Genomic DNA, 19,011 nt, shown 5'->3' on the forward strand with positions numbered 1-19,011 from the left:
GACTGCGCGATTACACCTGTCCGGCGAATACACCGCCGTTTGCGAATACACGTTGGGCAAAGCGTTCACCGATGAGACGATGCGTTGCAGCGTCCGGATGGAGCTGATCGGGCAGCGGCAGCTCCGCATTCTCGGCCGCACCGTAGAGATCGCACCCGTCGACGTAATGCAGATTGGGATCATCGACCGATCGCTGGGTTACGATGCGCGCCAACTCTTCCCGAATCGAGCGCAGCGTCAGCTTCCCGGATGCACGCTCGGCGGGATCTCCGGTGGCAACGAACCGCATTTCGCCTCTGGCAAGTGCATCGAAATCGAAAGCACCAGGTCCCGGCGTGTCTTCGTGAATCGGGCAATAGACCGGCGAAACGACCAGCAGCGGAGTCACTGGATGACCGTCGCGAACCGTGTCGAGGAAGCCGTGCATTGCCGATGTGAAGGCCCGCAGACGCATCACGTCGGAGTTGACCAGATTGATACCCATCTTGATGCTGATCAGGTCAGCAGAAGTGTCTCGCATCGCGCGGGCGATGTACTGGTCCAGCAGAGCGCTGCCACTGAACCCGAGGTTGATCAGATCCACTCCGCCGACGGAGGCTGCAAGAGCAGGCCAAGTGCCGGAGGGACTTTCAGCGCCGGATCCTTGACTGATCGAGCTTCCGTGATGGAGCCACACGCGGCGCTTCGTGTCGTCCGCGGGTTCGAGTGGGGCGTCGGTTCGAAGTGCGACAAGTTCGGTGGTCTCGTTGTGCGGCAACCAGATCTCGACATCCTTCGATCGCGTGGGCAGGTCCGCGAAACGAATGGTGCTGACGGGCCCGGACTGCTTCTGAGCGGCGCCGGTCGCCATGTCGATCGTCACCGAATTGCCGCCCGCGGCGCTTGCTTGCCCGGCCAGTTCGCCGTCGACGAGCAGGTCGTACACCCCTTGTGGTCTCGGCGGGGCGCCGGTGTAGATCATTTTCGTGGGCAGAGTATCGAGTTCGATGCTCGTAGCGCTCGTTCGGAACACAAGCCGCACTCCGGAGGGTTGTGATTGCGCCATGGCCATCTGCCCGTCAGCGAAGAGTGCGCGAGCCCTGGCAGGTAGACGGTGCGTCAGCACACCGCGTTCGGTCCGTTCGATTTCGAGGGCTCCGCGCACGATGTCCTCGGAAATTTCGGTAGTAATCCAGCTGCTCTGGCTGTGCATGTCATTCACCTGTAGATAGCTTGCGTAAAGTTCAACTACAGCACACAGTAATTTGCCTATACTATTTAGGCAAATGGGTTTCACTTTTCGACGAACAGGACCATCGGACATGCCTCGCGCAGGACTCACCCCCGAACGCCTCGCCATGGCGGGTGCCGAATTGGCCGACGAGGTCGGCTTCGAGCAGGTGACCGTATCGGCAGTCGCCAGACAGTTCGACGTCAAGGTCGCGAGCCTGTACTCCCATGTGAAGAGTTCGAACGACCTCAAAACCAGAATCGCATTACTCGCCCTGGAAGAGTTGGCCGACCAGGCTGCCGACGCCGTGGCCGGTCGGTCCGGCCGCGACGCCTTGACCGCCTTCGCGAACGTCTATCGCAACTACGCGAAGGCACACCCCGGCCGGTACGCCGCGTCGCAGATGCGCCTCACCCCGGAGGCCGCAGCAGCGAGCGCTGGCTTCAGACACTCGCAGATGATGCGATCGATTCTGCGCGGGTACAACCTCACGGACCTCGACCAGACTCACGCAGTTCGGTTGCTGGGCAGCGTTTTCCATGGCTACGCCAGCCTCGAGTTGGGTGGATCGTTCAGTCACAGTGCACCTGACAGCGCGGAAAGCTGGTCCAGGATCCTCGAGGCACTCGATTCGATGCTGACCAATTGGCCAGCGCCGAGTCCGTGATCAGACGCGATCTTTCGAGTAAAGTTCTTGCGCCACTTGGCAATCGCATTCGACCGAGAAACACTGGAGGGTGGACGGTTCTCGAACTCTCCGACCCGGGTTTCGCCCGCTTTGGGACAGCAGAGGTACTGAGTGCGCAAGAAGCCGAGGTGTGGGACTGCGCCTAGACGAGAAGCTTGGCGCGCAGAGAGTCGATAGTGCCCTGGTCGACGCCGAGGCCCTCCCGTACGTAAGCGTCCATGCCGCCGTAGAGCCGGTCCACCTGGGCGTACGCCGCATCGAGCCACGACAGGTCCACCGCGTCGTCGCGGCCCAGGTAGGTGTTCGACGCCATGAAATCGGCACTGATGACCTCACGCGGGACACCGAGGATGGTCAGTAGGATCGCGGTGCCCCAACCGGTGCGGTCCTTCCCTGCACTGCAGTGGTAGACGGTTGCGCCATTGGAGTTGTTCGCGATCGCAGTCAGCAGGTCACGGAAGGCGACATCGGAGCCTCGGTAGTTGACCATGAAGGGGTAGCCGATGCTCTGGCCGATGTTCGAGGTTCCGTTGACTGCGCCGTCGATCAACGCGCGACCGAGGGTCAGGGGAACGAATTCGTGGAACGCGATGCCGTGTTCGATACTGACGACGTCGGCGACCTGGTAGGTGACCCCGGCAGGGATCCGATCGGGATCCTCCGCGCGTTCGGAGGTGTTGCGCAGGTCGACGTCGAGGGTCAGGTTCGCGGCGGTGAGTTTGGCCAGATCAGACTCACTGAGCGAGCTGAGCTTGTTGGAACGGAACACCATTCCTGTCCGGACGGTCCTGCCGTCGGTAGTCCGGTAGCCGCCGACGTCGCGGAAGTTCCGCGCCTCGTCGAGCCTGATCGCGGCCGCGGACGGCGGTGGGATCTCTGGCAGCGGCGGGTGCTCGCCGGACGATCCGAACTGGCTCGAACCCGATTGCAGGTCGCTGCTCGAAGCGGAGGCGAATGTGGGACCGGTCAGGGCCGCAACCACGGCAAAGAGCGCAGCGAGGGCGAACCCGAAAGGGCGCGCCCCTCGGCGGCGCGTGTAAGCAGTCGTCATCGTCGTCCTCTCACTCACTGTGCGTGACGACCCCGCGCCCCCGCAAACTCACGTGCGAGATTACAAGGGTGACGCGCTCCTCGTCCCGACTTTGCTCCGGAAACCGGACAAGTGTTCAGGTGCCCGGATTGTCGCCGTCGTGCGGGAAGAAACTCGTGCCGGTCACCGCAGCGCCATCGACCACGCCGGACCCGCTCGAACTACAGACCGCGGCCACAGCCCCTCCACACGTCCGGCACGACCGTGATGAGGTTTGAGCACCATATTGTGTGGCCGTGTCACGAAGACTCACGGTTATTGGGTCCGGCAGTTCTCGGTTTCGCATTACTCGCATTGCTGGCCGAACCAAGCTCCGATGGACATGCCACTCCGATGGATCATCGTGACACCGCTGCGGTGACGAACCGATCGAGTCGGCACCATCGGCCCGTCCCCACCTCGGTGACCGCGCCATTTATGCGGTAGAACCACAGTTTTCACGTACTGAACAAACGAGCCAGCGCAGGCATGGAGGGCGGCTTCGGTGGTTGCTGGACGAGTAGCGGACGAACTGAGTTTCCAGTTCGACTGCTATCTGCGTGTACGGGCGATGGTTGCGGGATTATGGAGATTTCCATGCCGAGGGGTCAACGACTGCCGCCTTGACTCTGAAAAGGAGAACAATGAGAGGAATAGGACGCGGCACCCGCAACTGCCCATCGCTGACAACCTCACTGTCGAGCAACTGCACAAATCTCGACATACTAAGCTCCCCATAGTGTTTCCGCTCGCAGCGACCGTGCAGAGCTATCTGAACGAGAGGACGGGTTGCACGGAATCTCCGGGTCCCCGATCTCACAACCGCTATCGGTAGCTGCGGGTCAGCGTGTCAATGCAGGTCGAATCAACTCCAACTCGAGCCGGCATCCGTTTGGGACGAAATCACTCTCACGAGCTACCGGCCGTCGACCATGACCAACGCAGGCCGAGGAATTTCGGACGCAGCATCTGCGAGAGCAGCGAGAGTGCCGTCGAGCGCGACAAGGTCCGCACGACGACCCGGCGCCAAGATCCCCACCCGGCCTTCGTCGTGGACCAAGTACGCACTGTCCACAGTCATGGCCTGCACTGCACGCCGCACTCCGATCCGTTGGTGAGAGCCAAGCACGGCACCGCCCATGGTCAGCCGATTCACAGCAGTCCGAATCGTCTCGAGAGGATCCATCGGCGTTATCGGGCAATCCGAGTGCAGCCCGAATTTCAAGCCGATGTCATCGGCGCACGCCAGCGGGTCCAGGTTGCCGGCTCTCTCAGGACCGAGGAACCGGTCACGGTGACGATCGCCCCAATGAAAGACATGGTTGACGAAAAAGCTCACCCCGATCTCGGCATCACGTATTGCCTCGAGATCCGCAGGCCCACTTACCTGGCAATGCTCGATACGGTGCCGCGCTCGACGTCCGTCACTGCGGTGCGCAGTGCGCAGCGCAGTGATGGCGGCGGCTACGGCCGCATCGCCGTTGGCGTGCACCGCGACCTGACCTCCCTCGCGGTGCACCTGAAGAACCATGTCGTCGAGCTGCTCCTGCGGATAGAGCAGATCACCATGATGGTTCGGGCTGCAGGTGTACGGGGTCCGCAAGGCTGCAGACAACCCTTGAATGGACCCATCCGCCCAGAATTTGGCGCCAGCCAAGCGGAAACGTGCCCCTGGGGCCGGTGCAGCCGTGAAAGCAATGTTCCCTTCCGCCAGTTCTGCGATCGCGAGATCGCCCCGAAGGAAGCCAACCGTGTGCACGGGCATCTTGCCCATGGTGTCCAGGGCACGATACGCAGCCAGCTCCTGCATGCCCGCCGACAGGCCGACTCCTAGATCGTGCACGGTCGTGATTCCTCGCGAACGCGCCAGGATCAAGCTACGCAGCAGCGCGGTCTGCACCTCTGCCTGTGTCAGGTCTGGTATCGCGGCGCTCAGCCGGGCCACGGCATCGATTTCCCAGGCCATCCCTGTGAGCCTCCCATCCGCCCCACGCGGAAACTGCGAGTCCCCGGGATTGACCGTCGATTCGTCGATGCCTGCAGTTGCCAGAGCGACGGTGTTTGCCACCGCAAAGTGCCCCGAGATGTGCAGAACGATGATCGGGCGGTCAGTGCAGACTGCGTCGAGGTCATCGCGGGTGAGATGGCGACCTTCTCGAAGTTGTGTGTCGTCATACCCCCATCCACGTATCCAGCCGTGAGTGGGAGCAGAGTTCCGCAGCGCCCATTGGATATCCGCGATCGAGGCGCACGGTGGCGTCCGACAATCAGCCCAACCGTCAGTCAAGCCGGCATAGGTCGGGTGAATGTGCGACTCGATCAGCCCCGGGATCACAGTTGAGCCAGCCAGATCGAGCCGACGAGTTCCCGGTCCTGCGTGCTCCGCCATGTCCTTTCGACTTCCGGTGGCGACAACCAGGCCTCCATCGAGGACGAGGGCCTCTACCTGCGGTGACGCCGCGTCCTGGGTGAGGATTGCATCTGCGGTGAGTAACGTTCTGGTCATCAGATATCCGCCTTCGCGGTCGTGGTGACGGGGCTAGGCGATGGTGCCGATCGATTTTCGGCCCGCAGACCCGAAACCGCTTCGACTGGAGGCCACATCAGCCGAGTAGCGGACACGAACAACACGTTCAGCACGAGGGCTGCGGCACCGATGTTTATCCCGTGATCCGACAACCACATCGATACCGTGCCGTGTGTGTCGAGGTACAGCCAGAGCACCACCACGTCGCCGAGCACCACGCCCATCGCGAGCGCTGCCGGTCGCAGCTTCCATCCGAATATCATCGTCGCGAACACCACCACCGCCTGGGTCACCCCGTAATACGCGGTGTTCACAAGCGTCAGCAACAATTGGGGTGCGGCGAGGGTCAGGATCAGCGAGAGGCCGAGGTAGGCGACAATGACCCCGCGCACCCACACTCTCTGACTTGATTCGGGTATCCCGGGAACGATGTTCCGCGAGACTATCGAGCCGATCCCCAGCGCCGAACCACACAGGACAACGATCGCGCACAGTGCCGCACCACCCGCCACCACTCCGGTCAGCCAGTCCGGGAGCACGAGGCGGGACAGTTGCAGGAGTACCTCATTGGACTCTGCGCCCTCGAGCTTGTTGGGCAGCAATGAAATTGCGCCGAAGGCAGCAGCGACAAGGAAGGGATACATGAGCATGTACAGCGGGTTGAATCGGGCGACTCGCTTGAGGGTTGCCTCGGACTTCGCCGAGAGCACCGCCTGCACTATGAAGGGAAAAACGAAGAAGCCGAGTGACTGGAACACAATTGTGGTGAGCACGAAGGTCAGCGACGAACCGGTGACGGTGGATTGCGAAGCCTGCCCAGCCCCATGGGATGCCGCATCGGCGAAGAGCTTCGTGATACCGCCCGATTTGGCCGTGGCGGCGAGTCCGATCAGGATCGCACCCAGCAGCAGAGCTGCGTCCTTGACGTAAGACACGAACGCCGGTGCACGCACACCCGAAAGCAGGAGGAAGAGCAGAGCAAGCGCAGCGCCGACGAAAACCGCCACCGTCGGGTTGATGGTGATGCCAAGTCCGCTCAGTGCAACCTGGAGGCCGGCAAGCTGCAGCTGCCCCCAGGGAATGAGGAAGACTACCGAAGCAATCGCAATTGTCAGTTCCAACCCGCGCGACCGAAAGTGCCGCCCTGCCACATCTGGCAGCGTCATCGCGTTGTACCGCTTGCCTGCCCGCCAGAGATAGGGCGCAAAGAAGTATCCGATCGGGTAGGCAAGCAAGATGTACCCGATGAACCAGACGCCGTAGCTTGCACCGTGGGCGTACACACCGCCAGGGAATCCGATGAGCGTGCCGATGCTGTAGGCCTCACCGGCTCCCAGGATGAAAACCAGCACGGGACCGAAAGATCGCCCGCCCACGAGGTAGTCGGAGATCTCTTTTTTGCTTCCACGGCGTGAAAGCACTCCGGCGCCGAGCGCGAGGAGTAGCACGAGCGTAAATGTTGCAGCGATCATGTCGGATCCCCGATCTCGGTCATGGCCTGAGCCAGTTCGTTTCTTTCCGCTTCCTCGAAGTCCTTGCGGTCAAAGAACTTCCATGCCAAATGGAGACATAACGAAGTAAGCGGCATCCACAGGAAAAGCCACGCGAACAAAATGGGAAATCCGAGAACAGTCAGTTCGGATCCGGAGAGCGCAACTATCCCGCCCAGCACCCCGACGAACGGAACTCCGATTGCGAGCAAGGCACTCTTCGCCTCGTTGGACATGATTGTGGCTCCTTAGCCGTTGATCGATCCGGAGCAGTTGAGGCGAGGGGCGTTTTGCCGTCGAATCGTCGTCCGGTCTAGCGTTGAGTGTGCCTCCCGTCACTATGGCGGGACCATGGGTGAACCCCGGAATCCACGACGCTCGTTCGTGAAATTCACGGGACGCAAGACCAAGCACGCACAAAGGAGTAGCCCCGTGGACGTACCCGACGTCGAAGAAGAAGACACGATCCGTCGGTTGTGTAGCGAGGTCTCCGACGAACTCGAAGCGCTCACCGAGCGCGCGGTACAACAGATCCGCAGCGAACTCCCGGCCTACTCCGCCGTACCACTGGCCGAGCAAGGCAACTACATCCGTAAACAGTTGTCCGCAATGCTGTGTGCGGTCGCCGAGAACGAAACGATCACCGTCGAAGATACCGATCGCAATCGCGAGCTGGGGCGCCGCCGCGCAATGCAAGGGCTCCCGCTCTCGAACGTCATCGAGACCTATCACATTGCTTCCCGTGAGCTCTGGAACACAATGGTCGAGCGGTCCACGAAACCCACACACGAACTGCTGCAGGCGGGCGGCAAACTCTGGGACCTCGTTCACGCGGCGACGAGCGCGGTCGCCGTCGGGCACTCCGAGGCAACGCGAAGCGAGCAGGCCATCCGCGCCGGCGTTCGCTACCGATTCTTCGAAACACTGCACAGCACAACAGATATTGGACAAAACAACGCACGGGAGCTGGCACTGAGCCTCGGATTCGATCCGCAGAAATCGTTCCAAGCGCTGTCTGTCGTCGGAGACGAATGGTCAGAAGCACAAGTGGAACACCTGCAACGCACCCTGGATTCCATACACGTTGTCGCACAATGCAGTCGACATGGAACCCGGGTAATAGCGATGTGTCAAGGCGAGCCGGTCGAAGACATAATCCGTGCAATCATGCGAGATCATCCACGAACGTCATTGGGTATCGGAATGCTTCGGGAGGGACTCGTCGGCGCAGCTCAAAGCATCACCGACGCCGAGCGAGCATTGCAATTGGCAACAGCGCCGGGCGCGACGGTCAGTTTTACCGAGGAATGGCTCGTCGCCACTCTTGCCTCCCACCAGGACGAGCTCCTGCCACTCCTACACGCCGGGGCGTCTGTAGCCGAAGAACACCCCCACCTCATGGACGCAGTCCGCGCCTTTGCCCGAAGCGGATTCTCCGTCAGCGCTGCCGCCCGCGACATCCATCTGCACGCAAATTCGGTCACCTATCGGCTCGACCGATGGCAGCATCTGACTGGATGGGATCCGCGAACCCTCGACGGCCTGATGAAATCTGTGGTGAGCCTCGAGTTGTTCCATCGTCAAGCACTCGACCAATATCTGACACCGAACACACGCCGCGTGTCCTCGGCACACTGAACCGCGCCCGCGCTTGTCACGCCGACTCGTCGTCGAGACGGCGCCGAAGCCAGGCACCTATATCGAGCGCAGCGCGGCGGGCAACAGGCGTTGGATGGTTTGTAAATCCGTGCGGGACATCAGGATAGAGGCGCAAGTCGACGTCGTTGCCTGCCGCCGACAGCCTTGCCACCATGGCGAGATTCTCGGCCAGGACCACGTCGTCGGATCCGATGACAACGAGGGTCGGGGGCAGGCTGCTCAGGTCTCCGAAGGTCGGAGAAATATCCGGGACAGTGCGATCACCGACATGGCCGACGTAGGCTTCGATGAAGTATTCGTCGCCGATGGTGCGGCCGGCGGGAGTCTGAGCACTGACGTCGTACGTGCCGGCTTCCAACACGGCACCCGAGAACGACATGGCCAGACCTCGATCACGAAGCCGTAGCAATGTTGTCATCACCAAGGTTGCTCCCGCCGACATGCCACCGACGGCGAGCTTGGTTGTCCCGAACCGTTCGGCCGCGACATCGAGCAGCCACAAAGCGACTGCCTCACAGTCGTCCGGCGCTGCCGGCCAAGGGAACTCCGGCGCAAGCCGGTAATCGACGGTAACCACTGCGAACCCGATCTCGTCGGCAAGTCTCGTACTTCGGGCGTCAGCGCTTGCCGCCGAACTCATGTAGAAGCCACCGCCCGGAAGGTACAGATAGACCCCGTTGACCACGCCATCTTTCGGTGTGACCACACGGACCGATATGGCTCGGCCGTCGACGTCGAGTATGTGCTCGACAGCTCGGGTCGGCGGCGCGGGATCAACCACTCTGGAAGCGCGCACCGCGAGCAGTTCCTGCAGAGAACTCGGACCGGTGCCAGCGGTCCGTGACTCGTAGAACGCACGCGTGATCGCCAACTCGTCGCCGGGTAGTCGTTCGACCAGTTCAGTCAGTGCAAGTTTCACAAATGCTCCCTCGGGTCGCGACGTGTCGACAATTCTCGCACTTCGAGTAACAGCTTCGAGTCGGCGTGCCCAGCAATGTAGTCGTGACGGGTATGTGCGAATTGCGCCGCAACAAGGACGTTCTCCCGCTAGCCTCAACTCGGAATTGGACGTTTGTCTAGAAAGGTCGACGGATGCGTGCGCTGTTGCTTGCCACCCTTGCAATCCTGGCTGTCCAGCTTGCAGCCCCGGCGGCTAACGCTGCACCTCCGGAATCGGGATGGACACTCCCCCGATTGGCCGTCGCAGATCGAACGATCAAGGACGTCGACGGACGAACGGTGCTGCTCCGCGGCGTGAACGCCAACGGCCTCAATGACTACGCGACCAACGGCACCGGTCTACCCACCGTCACGCCGCTGGGAAGAACGGACTTCGCGCAGATGGCCGCGCTGGGCTTCAACGTCGTCCGACTCAACGTCGCGTGGTCCCTCCTCGAACCGACTCGCGGTGCATTCGACACTGCGTATGTCGACCGGATTCGAGGCGCAGTCCAGAACGCGAAAGATCACGGCATCTACACCGTTCTCGACATGCATCAGGACGCATGGGGCCCGTATGTCGGCACCCCGAGCGACCTGTCGTGCCCGTCATTCATGCAGCCGGGAGTCGGCTGGGACGGCGCACCCGAATGGGCAACCCTGACCGGCGGATGGACAACCTGCAACATCGGTGGACTCCGGGAGGCTGCACCGGCGATCGGCCACGCCTTCCAGGCGTTCTACGACGACGAGCAAGGAATCCAGAGTCTCCTCGTGGCGACGTGGGCGAGGTTGGCCGCCGAGTTCAAAGGCGAACCAGCGGTAGCCGGATACGACCTGTTGAACGAACCGAATCCCGGCCTGCGCGACCCGTTCACGGCAGCTGATCAGATCGGGCAGTTCTACAAGCGAGCCACCGACGCCATCAGACAGGCCGAAGCAGGCGGATTTCCGCACCTCGTGTTCTTCGAGCCCAGTGCGATCTGGTCGGCTTTCGGCTTCGACGCGCTGCCCCCACGCCAGTACCTGACCGATCCTCTGGTGGTCTTCTCGCCCCATCTTTACAGCGAATCGATAACAGTCAGTAGCGAATTCCCCGCAATCGAGGACGGATTCAAGATCGCCGACCGCGCTGCCGCCTGGTACGACGCACCGTTGTGGACGGGCGAATGGGGCTGGTTCGGGGACGCCGACAAGCAGGGGGCAGACGTCGACCGCTTCGTCGACGCCACCGACCAGTACCGGATGGGCGGCGCCTGGTGGTCGTGGACGCAAGCGTGCGGTGACCCCCATCCGGTTCGAGACGGCAATACCCACCAGCCGCAAGGAAATCTGAATCGCATCGACTGCCCGTCCGGCGAATCACTCGGACTTGTAGAGGGATTCGCGGTTCCACTCTCGCGTGCTTATCCGCGAGCAGCGCCCGGCACGCTGACGAAGGTATCGCGTAACGGGTTTGCCGGGAGCGGCACGGGGCGGGTCGAGGCCTGGTACCCGGGCACCGGACGGCCACAACTCGAGACCACGAATCTCACCGACGTCCGCCTGGACCCGATCGAAGGCGGTTGGCAACTGATCGGGCACGCCGACGGCGAATACGCGGTGAAAGCGACCTGATCGGACACTCACCCCGGCTGTCCCACGTCCACACCACGTGAAAGAGCGGCGTCAGAAGATTCCGCCGATTCCCTTGCCGATCAGTACAACTCCGACGACCAAGATCAACACGCTCATCACCGTGGTGTTGTTGTCCTGGAGCCAGACCTTGAGCTTGGCCAACGGCTCGCGCAGGCGGTCAGCAGCCACCACGTATCCGACGACCGGTATCACCACCGTTGAACTGGCGATGATCGTGAAGACGAGGACGGAGGCGATCACTCCACTGGTCGCCAGCGACGCCGAACCGATCGACACTCCTGCCGCGATGCACATCAGAAGGTTCTTCGGATTGATCGCGGCGAGGGCGAATCCTAGGCCCAACCCCTTGACCGCGGTCATCTCGTCGATGGCGTGCATCCACTTCGGCGTTTCGTGTTCACCGCTGCGCCCTCGCCATTGCTTGACCCCGACCATCAACAGGAGGACGCCCAGCGCCAGTTTGATCCACGAAGCAGTGGTGGACGGTCCATCGTCCGAGGTGCTCAGTGCACTGGAAAGAAGGACGAAAAGAAATGTGGCAATGAAGATTCCGAGTAGCCAGCCCACCGCGAAACCGATGCTCGTGCTACCGGCGCGCTTGGAGAGCAACATCAAGATCGTCGCGATGACGGCCACCGGGGAGACGGCGACACCGACGGCTATGGGGAGGAGATCTCCGATAACGGATCCCATGTCAACACTCGTTTCTCATCGGGACGCAGTCGATACCGCTGCGCGACAATGCTGACACTGCGAGCGCCTGCGTAATTCATGCCTCGTTCGAAAGGGATGAGTGCCCGGACCGCCGTACCTCTCACTCGCCCCGAGTCAGTTCGTCTGTGCTTGTTGGAACGCAGCGGCAACACCGCCGACGTCACCCCCGACTTGGAAGACTCCACGAGGCAGATCGGGAAATACTGCATCGCTGACGGCTACGACGAACAGAAGTCGGCGATCATCGGGGGTGATCATGTAACCGGACAGCGCCTGAAGGGTCACTATCAACCGGCCGGTGTCGGGTTCGACGTCGGCAGACGTTCCCGTCTTACCGATGATCTTCCCCTTCGCGGGACTGTCGGTCCCGACGCCGGACAACGAACCGCGCTCACCGAGTACCGGTTGACCGGCCCAGAACGTGTCGGCCCAGGGCTGCTGGTCCACCCAGTCGAGCCAGTCGACGACTGCCGCGGGTGTCGCTTGTGACGGATCTCCGCCTTGACCGTCCATCACCACAAGATCAGACGCTGCAATACCTGCCTTCTCGGCGAGTGCCCTGACGGTCGGTAAGCCGTCGCTGCACGACGACGATCCTTCCGCTACCGCCAACAGACACAGGAAGGTGTTCGCGCCGGTGTTGTAGCTGGTCGCGAGGATCATCCCTCCCGACTCCGAAAGTGGTGCCGATCGAAGGCTCGCAACCTGACGACTGCCGGTATACGTCCGATCGGCAGGCAGAGCAGCTGCGTCGTTGGTCCGAGATACCGTTTCAACCTCGATTCCGTTGCGACGCAATGCCTCTACGAACAGCTGCCGGGCCCACGACGGTGCATCGGTGATGCGGTGGACGGTCAGCGACGTCTTTCCAGCCGGTACCGACCCGGTCACGTTGATCTGGGTGGGATCGGTCGGGTCCGCTGCTGCCCTCAGTGTCGAGTCGCTACCTTCTTCACCGGTGGTGACCTGCGCATCGACGCGGAACAGGCTGTTCCCGGGAAGCATGTCGATGGTGGCGGGCTCACCTACCGCACCTGGCCGGGCCTGGATATCGACGAGATTGTCGTTGACGAAGATCGACGGAACGAGGCCTTCGACCGTCGCGTAGGTGTCCCACAGACGAGGGTCGACGAGGACGTCGCCTTTGACACGAGTGATGCCGGCGCCGGCTACTTGTCGGGCGAGATCGTTCAGTCCCGCAAGGGGATCGCCGGGCGCGAGAACGGCTCCGGGTAGGGCGTCGGCGTACACGTGGTCGATTCCGTCGGTGGCGAAGTCGAATCGACCCTGCGCCGCATTGCGCCCGCCGAGCGCAAGGTCGCCGGAGCCGACGAGCACGAGATCTCCGGCGAGAGTGCCGTCGACGGGAACGGAGGTGGCATATACGGGGGTCGAGACGGTGTGGTCAACGCCGAGGGTGTCGTAGGTGGTGCCGACGGTGAAATGTTTGGTCTGCGAGGCCAGAAACATCGAGTTGTCCGCGTTGTTGCTGTAGATCACCTCGTCTGTGTCGGGGTCGACCACGAGATACGACCAGCTAGCCATGGAGTAGGGATCGGTGGTCATGATGCGGGTTACCTCGTCCGGAATCTGGAGCATCGGAGTCGATGTGACACCGGAATTCGACGGCTGCGCCGAACATGCGGTGAGGACTACGCCGACGCTGACCAAAGCAGCAACGGCGCGAACTGATGTGGTGGACGACATGGACACTCCTGAGGATTTATGACTGATTTGTCGTAATTTACTGCAAAGTGCAGCATGCAATGTGCAGTATCACTTAAAGTCTTTTCATGAACTCTTACGGGAAGTCGACAGCACGACACGACGCCAAGGTTCGCAAAGTGGCCGTCGCCGGCATCGCCACGGCGTTGTTTCTCTCAGCCTGTTCGTCCGCAACCGATTCCGCGTCCCCCTCCTCGTCTGCGCCGACCTCCGCCGGGTCGACCGGCAGCGCCGTCTTGTCTTTCGACAGCGCTGCAATGGATTCCGTCGTCTCGGAGAAGGCGGAGGGATTCCGCGAGATCGCGATGGTGGTCATGATCACGACACCGACACAGAAGTACGTCAACACATGGGGTTCGGTCCGAGAAGGAGTCAACGAGCCTCCCACTCTGGACACCAAGGTTCGCGTGGGCTCGAACACCAAGACCTGGACCGGCACGGCAATCCTGCAGTTGGTCGACGAGGGCAAGCTGGCGGTAACCGATCCGGTCAGCAAGTTCCGCCCCGATGTCCCCAACGGCGACAACATCACGATCGGCGACCTACTCGACATGCGTAGCGGCCTGTACAACTACACCGAAACCCTCGAACTCAACCAGGCGCTCGACGAGCAACCGGAGCGAGTGTGGACACCCGAGGAGCTGCTGGCGATGGGGCTGAGCCAGCCGCCGTATTTCGCGCCAGACACCGGCTATCACTACTCCAACACCAATACCGTTCTCCTCGGCTTGATCGCCGAGCAGCTGGACGGCAAGCCGATTCAGCAGATCTTCGCGGACCGCTTCTTCGGGCCACTCGCACTCGCCGGTACATCGTTTCCTGCGAACACCGACACCAGCATCCCGACGCCCTATGCAAACGGGTACACCTACAGCGGGAACGTCGAAACGCTCGGCGAAGGCAAACAAGCGCTCCCACAATCTCGCCTCGACGCGATCGCCGCAGGCACCGAAAGGCCGACCGACACCACGACGCACAACCCTTCGTGGACATGGTCCGCAGGTCAGGGAATCTCTACTGCCAACGACATGGCGACATGGGTCAAAGCTCTAGGCACCGGTTCGCTCCTGAGTCCGGCCACCCAGGAATTGCGTGTGAACAGTGTGCAACCCACAGATGGCGAGGGATCTGCGGGATACGGATACGGCATCGCTCAAATGGGTCCGATGTACGGCCATATCGGCGAACTTCCCGGCTACAACTCGTTCATGGGGTACGACCCGGTCAACGATGTGACCATGGTGGTGTGGGGAAATCTGGCACCAACCGCTGACGGTTTCGCACCGGCGTCTGCCGTCGCCGGAGCGCTCGTCCCCTTCATCTACGGCAAACCTGCGCAGGACGCATCCGACGACATCGCCGACACCGAGGATGCGAACGGCGAAGGGAAGTGACACTTGTAGGCTTGGATGCCAACCGCGGAGCGAAGGGAGCCATGTGGCTCAGCGTGATCTCACACCCACCTCGTACATGATCCTGGGACTGCTGACAGCCAAGGACTGGTCCGCATACGAAATCGCCGAGCAGGTCGGACGCGGGGTCGCCGAGTTGTGGCCCAGCGCGGACCGCCAGCGATACAACGCGCCCAAGATATTGCTCGAACGCGGCCTGGTCACGGCGACCACGGTCACCAAAGGCACTCAGCGCTCACGCACTGTCTACTCCATCACCGACGAAGGCCGAACAGCACTGAGCGACTGGCTCGCGACCCAGACCACGCCCCCTGCCTTGCAATTCGAAGGCATGATCCGCGTGATCTTCGCCCACCAAGGCACGATCGACGACCTGCGGTCCACCCTGACTACCACGCGCGAACAAGCTGCTCGATCCCGAAGTCTGTTCGTCTCACACGCACAACGAATTTCGGCCCCCGAAGCCGGCACACTCCCCCAACAAAATCACCTGATGGCACTGGCCAACCGATTCATGATCGGCCACTTCAACCACATCGCAGAATGGGCCGACTGGGCGTTGGAAGAAACTGCCGACTGGCCCGACACGGTGCAACCCGCAACAACCCACCGAGAGCGCACCATGTCCACCCTCGCCCGTGCGATAGACGACGGAAGTAGCTAGCTTCCGCAGCGAAGACCGAAGAGGGCCGGTTCGACGGTATCGAGCTACTTCGCGCAGCCGCTGCCCTCGAACGCAAGCTTGGATGTATATTGACCGTCCGGCAGATACTGTCCCATCACTGCCTTCTCGTCACCGGGCGTCCGAGTATCGTGCGCAGCGTGACCGAAGTCCTTGGCCGGCAGCATGTTCCGCATGATCAGAAGCGAATCGTCGAGATGGCCTGCGCCGTCACCGGCCGGTGAGAGCGATAACCACGACACTCCACATTCCTTCGTAGCGTTTGCAGGTCGGTCTTCAGGCAGCGACGCCACAATCGTGTAGCGCCCCGCTGCATCGGTGGCCACCTGCTCGTCGAAAAGACACGTGGCTACCTTCGTCGTCGTCAGCGATTCATTGCTGCACATCGACCAGAACCGCATGTCGACTGCACTGTCGAGATTCTTTGCGCCGGTTGTCGTCTCAGGAGTCCTCGGCAACTCTCCCCGAAGTACCAGAACTTCGCCGAACCCGCGATTGACTTCGGCCGTGACGTAGCTGTTGTCGATGTTGGAGTACTGCCCGCCAACACGCTGAGGTGTGCCATCGCATTTGCCGAGATAGGTACACCCGAGCGTGAACTCGGCGCTGTAGTAAGCCCGCCAGACAGGCGTCTGCTCGGAAGGGAAGGTCGAAGGCTTGCCCGGTTGGTCACGCAATGCCTTGTACGTGTCCAGCGGCAGCGACGCCGGCTTCAAGATTCCATTGTCCGCACCGACCGCCGAACACAGATCCTCCCCACGCAACACCCGACCATCGGAAAGGCGCAACTCTGGCTCCGGCAGTCCGACTCCACCGGTGAGATCACGCCCATTGTCGGGAAGGTAGATGCGATAAAGCAGGCTTATCCGGTCCTGGCCCGGCACACCGGCATACAAGGTGTTGGGTTTCGGTTCGGCAGGCGACGCCTCGTTGCGGACCGAAGCCGTATACGACCTGGCACCGTCATTCGATCGATCGGCACCGGGAAGATAGGTGTTGTGTGAGCCTGCGTCCGGGGCCGTCGAAATGTCATTGAGAACGGCGGTGGGCATAGCGGTTGCTGCGTTGTACGAGTTCAAGGACTGATAGCGCGCATGCGCATATTGCCCTCGAACAACCAACTCGGCATCCTCGGGGATTGTGAACTGCGCAGCCCAATAGATGGCCGCGGTGTCGGGAAAGGCGTAGTTGAGTTGCGGGTCCGCGCGCTCGGGATTGATCGGCACCGACCAGAAGCAGGTCGACACCGGATGCTCCACATCAGGACCGCCGGATCCGAAATCGACAGAGCCGAATCCTGATCCGCTCGACGAACCGGTTTCGGACCCGGTCGACGAACCGAAATCGACAGAGCCGATCGCCGGCGCGGCAACTGCAGACCCCGCCCCGGCAAACACAGTGATCGCGCTCAGCGCCACCGCAGCTACGAGTGATCTTGACGAATGCATAGCGCTCCTTGTGAGATAGCTGAAAAACAGGGATTGAACGATCACGAGCGAGTGCTCCCGCTCGAACGACGAGGGACCGTCACGAGGTCGGCGGTCCGCACTACTACTTGGTGGGTTGGAAGTTGTTCGTCAGAGCGGCGTGAATTGCGTCGGTGTCGGACTGAGACCAGTTCTCGGGGTGCAGGATCTGTGCCCACATGTCCGCTGCCTCGGCACCGTAGTTGTGTCCGTGACCAGGGGGCACGTCAGCCGAGAAGACCATGTCCAGTGTCACCTGCCAGAACGTCACGAACGGTATCCACGTCATTCCCGGATCGACATCCCGGCCCAGAGGTTCAGCAAGCCAGTCCGGTTTGTTCAGGAGTAGGTCGAAAGACCACCAGACAATCGGATCGCTGGCGTGCTGCCAGTACACGACGCGGGAGTCGTTCCACGGCGCATCGAGTTCGAGGTCTTCCGGGTAAGCGGCGAAACGGATCGACTGCCCGTCGTCGATCACCGGCACCGCTTCCCGTGAGCCTGAGTCACGACCGCTGGTGATCTCCTGCCATTGAGCAGTGAAATTCGGGGTTCCCGACCACAGCGCCCCATCGACACGCGTCGCCATGTCCTGCGCTCCCGCGAACGCCGCCTGTCCCCCGTACGATCCCAGGCTCTCGCCGAAAACGACCAGCTTGGGGCGTTTGTCGAGCGGCAGCTCGATCCATTTCGCGTAGACAGAGTTGAACAGCGCCCGGCCGGCGGCCATCGGGGTTTCTCGGTCGGCGATGAATGCCAACGGGCTGGGAAGGAACGAGTACTGCATCGCCGCGATGGCAGTGTCGCCGCCCTGAACGTATTCGAAGGAGGACGCCACGTCGTCGTTGACCCAGCCGCGGCCGGTGGTGGTCACTACTGCCAGGACGGCGCGGTCGAATCCACCGGTGCGCTCGAGTTCAGCGACGACCCGCCCTGCGACGCCGTCGACGGAATCGGACGACTCGCGGCCGGCGTACACGCGGATGGGTTGCTTCGCGTCCCGGCCGGTCAGCGCGGCGATCTGCTCCGCGGACGGTCCGCTACCCATGAAGGTGCGCCCTTCCTTACCCAGCGAATCCCACGCCTCGGCAGACATGGGCGAACCACTGCGTTCGGCGATCAGAGGCTGGTCGATACCATCCGGTGTGTCGTTGTCCGCACCGGAGAAACTCCAGTTCGCAAACGCGATGAGCCCGTTGTAGAGGGCACCGTTGACGACGAAGATCGCCAACGCGAAGACGACGACCAAGCTCGCGACTTTCGCCGCCTCTTTGGGCACAAACCGCAGAGCGACGGCAGCGATGCTTCTGGTGAGATACCGCAAACCGCGACCCGCCTCGAGCAAGATCAACCACACCGCGACCGAAATCAGCAGCACCAGAAGATAGTTCGCCCGGTTGACGCGCGGTGCCTCGACCAGATCACGGACGATCTGCTGCCACCACGAACCCAAGATCAGAAAGAGAGGCACCAATATCACCGCCAGGACAGTGAGTACAGTCCAGCCGAACTTCTTGGTCCGATCCGACCACGTCGGCTCGACTCCGCATTTGCGGATCATCCACGCCACGCTGACACCGATGCCGTACCCCGTGGCGACGGAAATACCGGTCGCCACGCCCTGCAGGTACCACGCCCGCGGCAAGAGGGACGGGCTCATCGAGAGGACGAAAAACACCAAGCCGAACGACAACCCAGCCGAGTGCAGCGTCTTGCCGTAGCGCCGCACACCTTCCCACACACGTTTCATGCCGGAATCGTAAGCGCGGCAGAGAGATGGAATGAGCCTCTC

15 protein-coding genes are annotated in these 19,011 nt (G+C 61.8%); 5 read left to right on the forward strand and 10 right to left on the reverse strand.

Going from position 1 to position 19,011, the window contains the following annotated elements:
- Positions 1–10 precede the first annotated feature (10 nt).
- Positions 11–1,192 (reverse strand): SGNH/GDSL hydrolase family protein, encoded by a 1,182-nt coding sequence (locus DBV08_RS00505; protein ID WP_095970622.1) that lies wholly within the window; start codon positions 1,190–1,192, stop codon positions 11–13.
- 109 nt (positions 1,193–1,301) lie between these two features.
- Here DBV08_RS00505 and DBV08_RS00510 point away from each other — a divergent pair, with 109 nt between their 5' ends.
- On the forward strand, positions 1,302–1,877 hold the full coding sequence (locus DBV08_RS00510; RefSeq protein WP_095970623.1) for a TetR/AcrR family transcriptional regulator: 576 nt from the start codon (positions 1,302–1,304) through the stop codon (positions 1,875–1,877).
- 163 nt (positions 1,878–2,040) lie between these two features.
- Here the strand turns inward: DBV08_RS00510 and DBV08_RS00515 are convergent, their stop codons facing one another.
- The 4 genes from DBV08_RS00515 to DBV08_RS00530 all read right to left on the reverse strand — a co-directional run bounded on the left by DBV08_RS00515 (position 2,041) and on the right by DBV08_RS00530 (position 7,220).
- Entirely contained in the window at positions 2,041–2,949 is a 909-nt protein-coding gene (locus DBV08_RS00515) for a tyrosine-protein phosphatase (protein ID WP_095970624.1), read from the reverse strand.
- A gap of 934 nt (positions 2,950–3,883) precedes the next feature.
- The gene (locus tag DBV08_RS00520; RefSeq protein WP_124566220.1) at positions 3,884–5,473 is read right to left on the reverse strand and encodes an amidohydrolase; all 1,590 of its coding nucleotides are present in this window, start codon (positions 5,471–5,473) and stop codon (positions 3,884–3,886) included.
- Positions 5,473–6,966, reverse strand: a complete 1,494-nt coding sequence (locus DBV08_RS00525) for a sodium:solute symporter (RefSeq protein WP_124566221.1) — start codon at positions 6,964–6,966, stop codon at positions 5,473–5,475. The genes DBV08_RS00520 and DBV08_RS00525 overlap by 1 nt, the downstream gene beginning before the upstream one ends.
- Positions 6,963–7,220, reverse strand: coding sequence for a DUF3311 domain-containing protein (locus DBV08_RS00530; RefSeq protein WP_124566222.1), 258 nt, complete (start codon positions 7,218–7,220; stop codon positions 6,963–6,965). The genes DBV08_RS00525 and DBV08_RS00530 overlap by 4 nt, the downstream gene beginning before the upstream one ends.
- A 196-nt stretch (positions 7,221–7,416) precedes the next feature.
- Here DBV08_RS00530 and DBV08_RS00535 point away from each other — a divergent pair, with 196 nt between their 5' ends.
- Positions 7,417–8,622: a CdaR family transcriptional regulator gene (locus tag DBV08_RS00535; RefSeq protein ID WP_185564382.1), complete on the forward strand. Its 1,206-nt coding sequence runs from the start codon at positions 7,417–7,419 to the stop codon at positions 8,620–8,622.
- 16 nt (positions 8,623–8,638) lie between these two features.
- On the opposite strand, the gene DBV08_RS00540 is transcribed toward DBV08_RS00535, so the two are convergent.
- Positions 8,639–9,562 (reverse strand): alpha/beta hydrolase, encoded by a 924-nt coding sequence (locus DBV08_RS00540; RefSeq protein WP_124566224.1) that lies wholly within the window; start codon positions 9,560–9,562, stop codon positions 8,639–8,641.
- Positions 9,563–9,735: 173 nt separating this feature from the next.
- Here DBV08_RS00540 and DBV08_RS00545 point away from each other — a divergent pair, with 173 nt between their 5' ends.
- Complete coding sequence (locus tag DBV08_RS00545) at positions 9,736–11,199, forward strand: glycoside hydrolase family 5 protein (protein ID WP_124566225.1); 1,464 nt, start codon at positions 9,736–9,738, stop codon at positions 11,197–11,199.
- A 51-nt stretch (positions 11,200–11,250) separates the two neighbouring features.
- On the opposite strand, the gene DBV08_RS00550 is transcribed toward DBV08_RS00545, so the two are convergent.
- Both DBV08_RS00550 and DBV08_RS00555 read right to left on the reverse strand, forming a co-directional pair.
- On the reverse strand, positions 11,251–11,913 hold the full coding sequence (locus DBV08_RS00550; RefSeq protein ID WP_124566226.1) for a GAP family protein: 663 nt from the start codon (positions 11,911–11,913) through the stop codon (positions 11,251–11,253).
- A 135-nt stretch (positions 11,914–12,048) separates the two neighbouring features.
- Positions 12,049–13,641, reverse strand: a complete 1,593-nt coding sequence (locus DBV08_RS00555) for a D-alanyl-D-alanine carboxypeptidase/D-alanyl-D-alanine-endopeptidase (protein ID WP_124566227.1) — start codon at positions 13,639–13,641, stop codon at positions 12,049–12,051.
- Positions 13,642–13,727: 86 nt separating this feature from the next.
- Between DBV08_RS00555 and DBV08_RS00560 the strand changes: the two genes are divergently transcribed.
- Positions 13,728–15,053 (forward strand): serine hydrolase, encoded by a 1,326-nt coding sequence (locus DBV08_RS00560; RefSeq protein ID WP_095970630.1) that lies wholly within the window; start codon positions 13,728–13,730, stop codon positions 15,051–15,053.
- Positions 15,054–15,096: 43 nt separating this feature from the next.
- A complete protein-coding gene (locus DBV08_RS00565; protein ID WP_124566228.1) occupies positions 15,097–15,735 on the forward strand; it encodes a PadR family transcriptional regulator in 639 nt (212 codons plus the stop codon).
- Positions 15,736–15,779: 44 nt separating this feature from the next.
- On the opposite strand, the gene DBV08_RS00570 is transcribed toward DBV08_RS00565, so the two are convergent.
- Positions 15,780–17,201 (reverse strand): hypothetical protein, encoded by a 1,422-nt coding sequence (locus DBV08_RS00570; RefSeq protein ID WP_124566229.1) that lies wholly within the window; start codon positions 17,199–17,201, stop codon positions 15,780–15,782.
- Positions 17,202–17,304: 103 nt separating this feature from the next.
- Entirely contained in the window at positions 17,305–18,969 is a 1,665-nt protein-coding gene (locus tag DBV08_RS00575) for an alpha/beta-hydrolase family protein (protein WP_124566230.1), read from the reverse strand.
- Positions 18,970–19,011 lie beyond the last annotated feature (42 nt).

Origin of the sequence: Rhodococcus sp. KBW08, assembly GCF_003852455.1 — a bacterium.
GTDB classification, from domain to species: Bacteria; Actinomycetota; Actinomycetes; order Mycobacteriales; family Mycobacteriaceae; genus Rhodococcus_F; species Rhodococcus_F baikonurensis.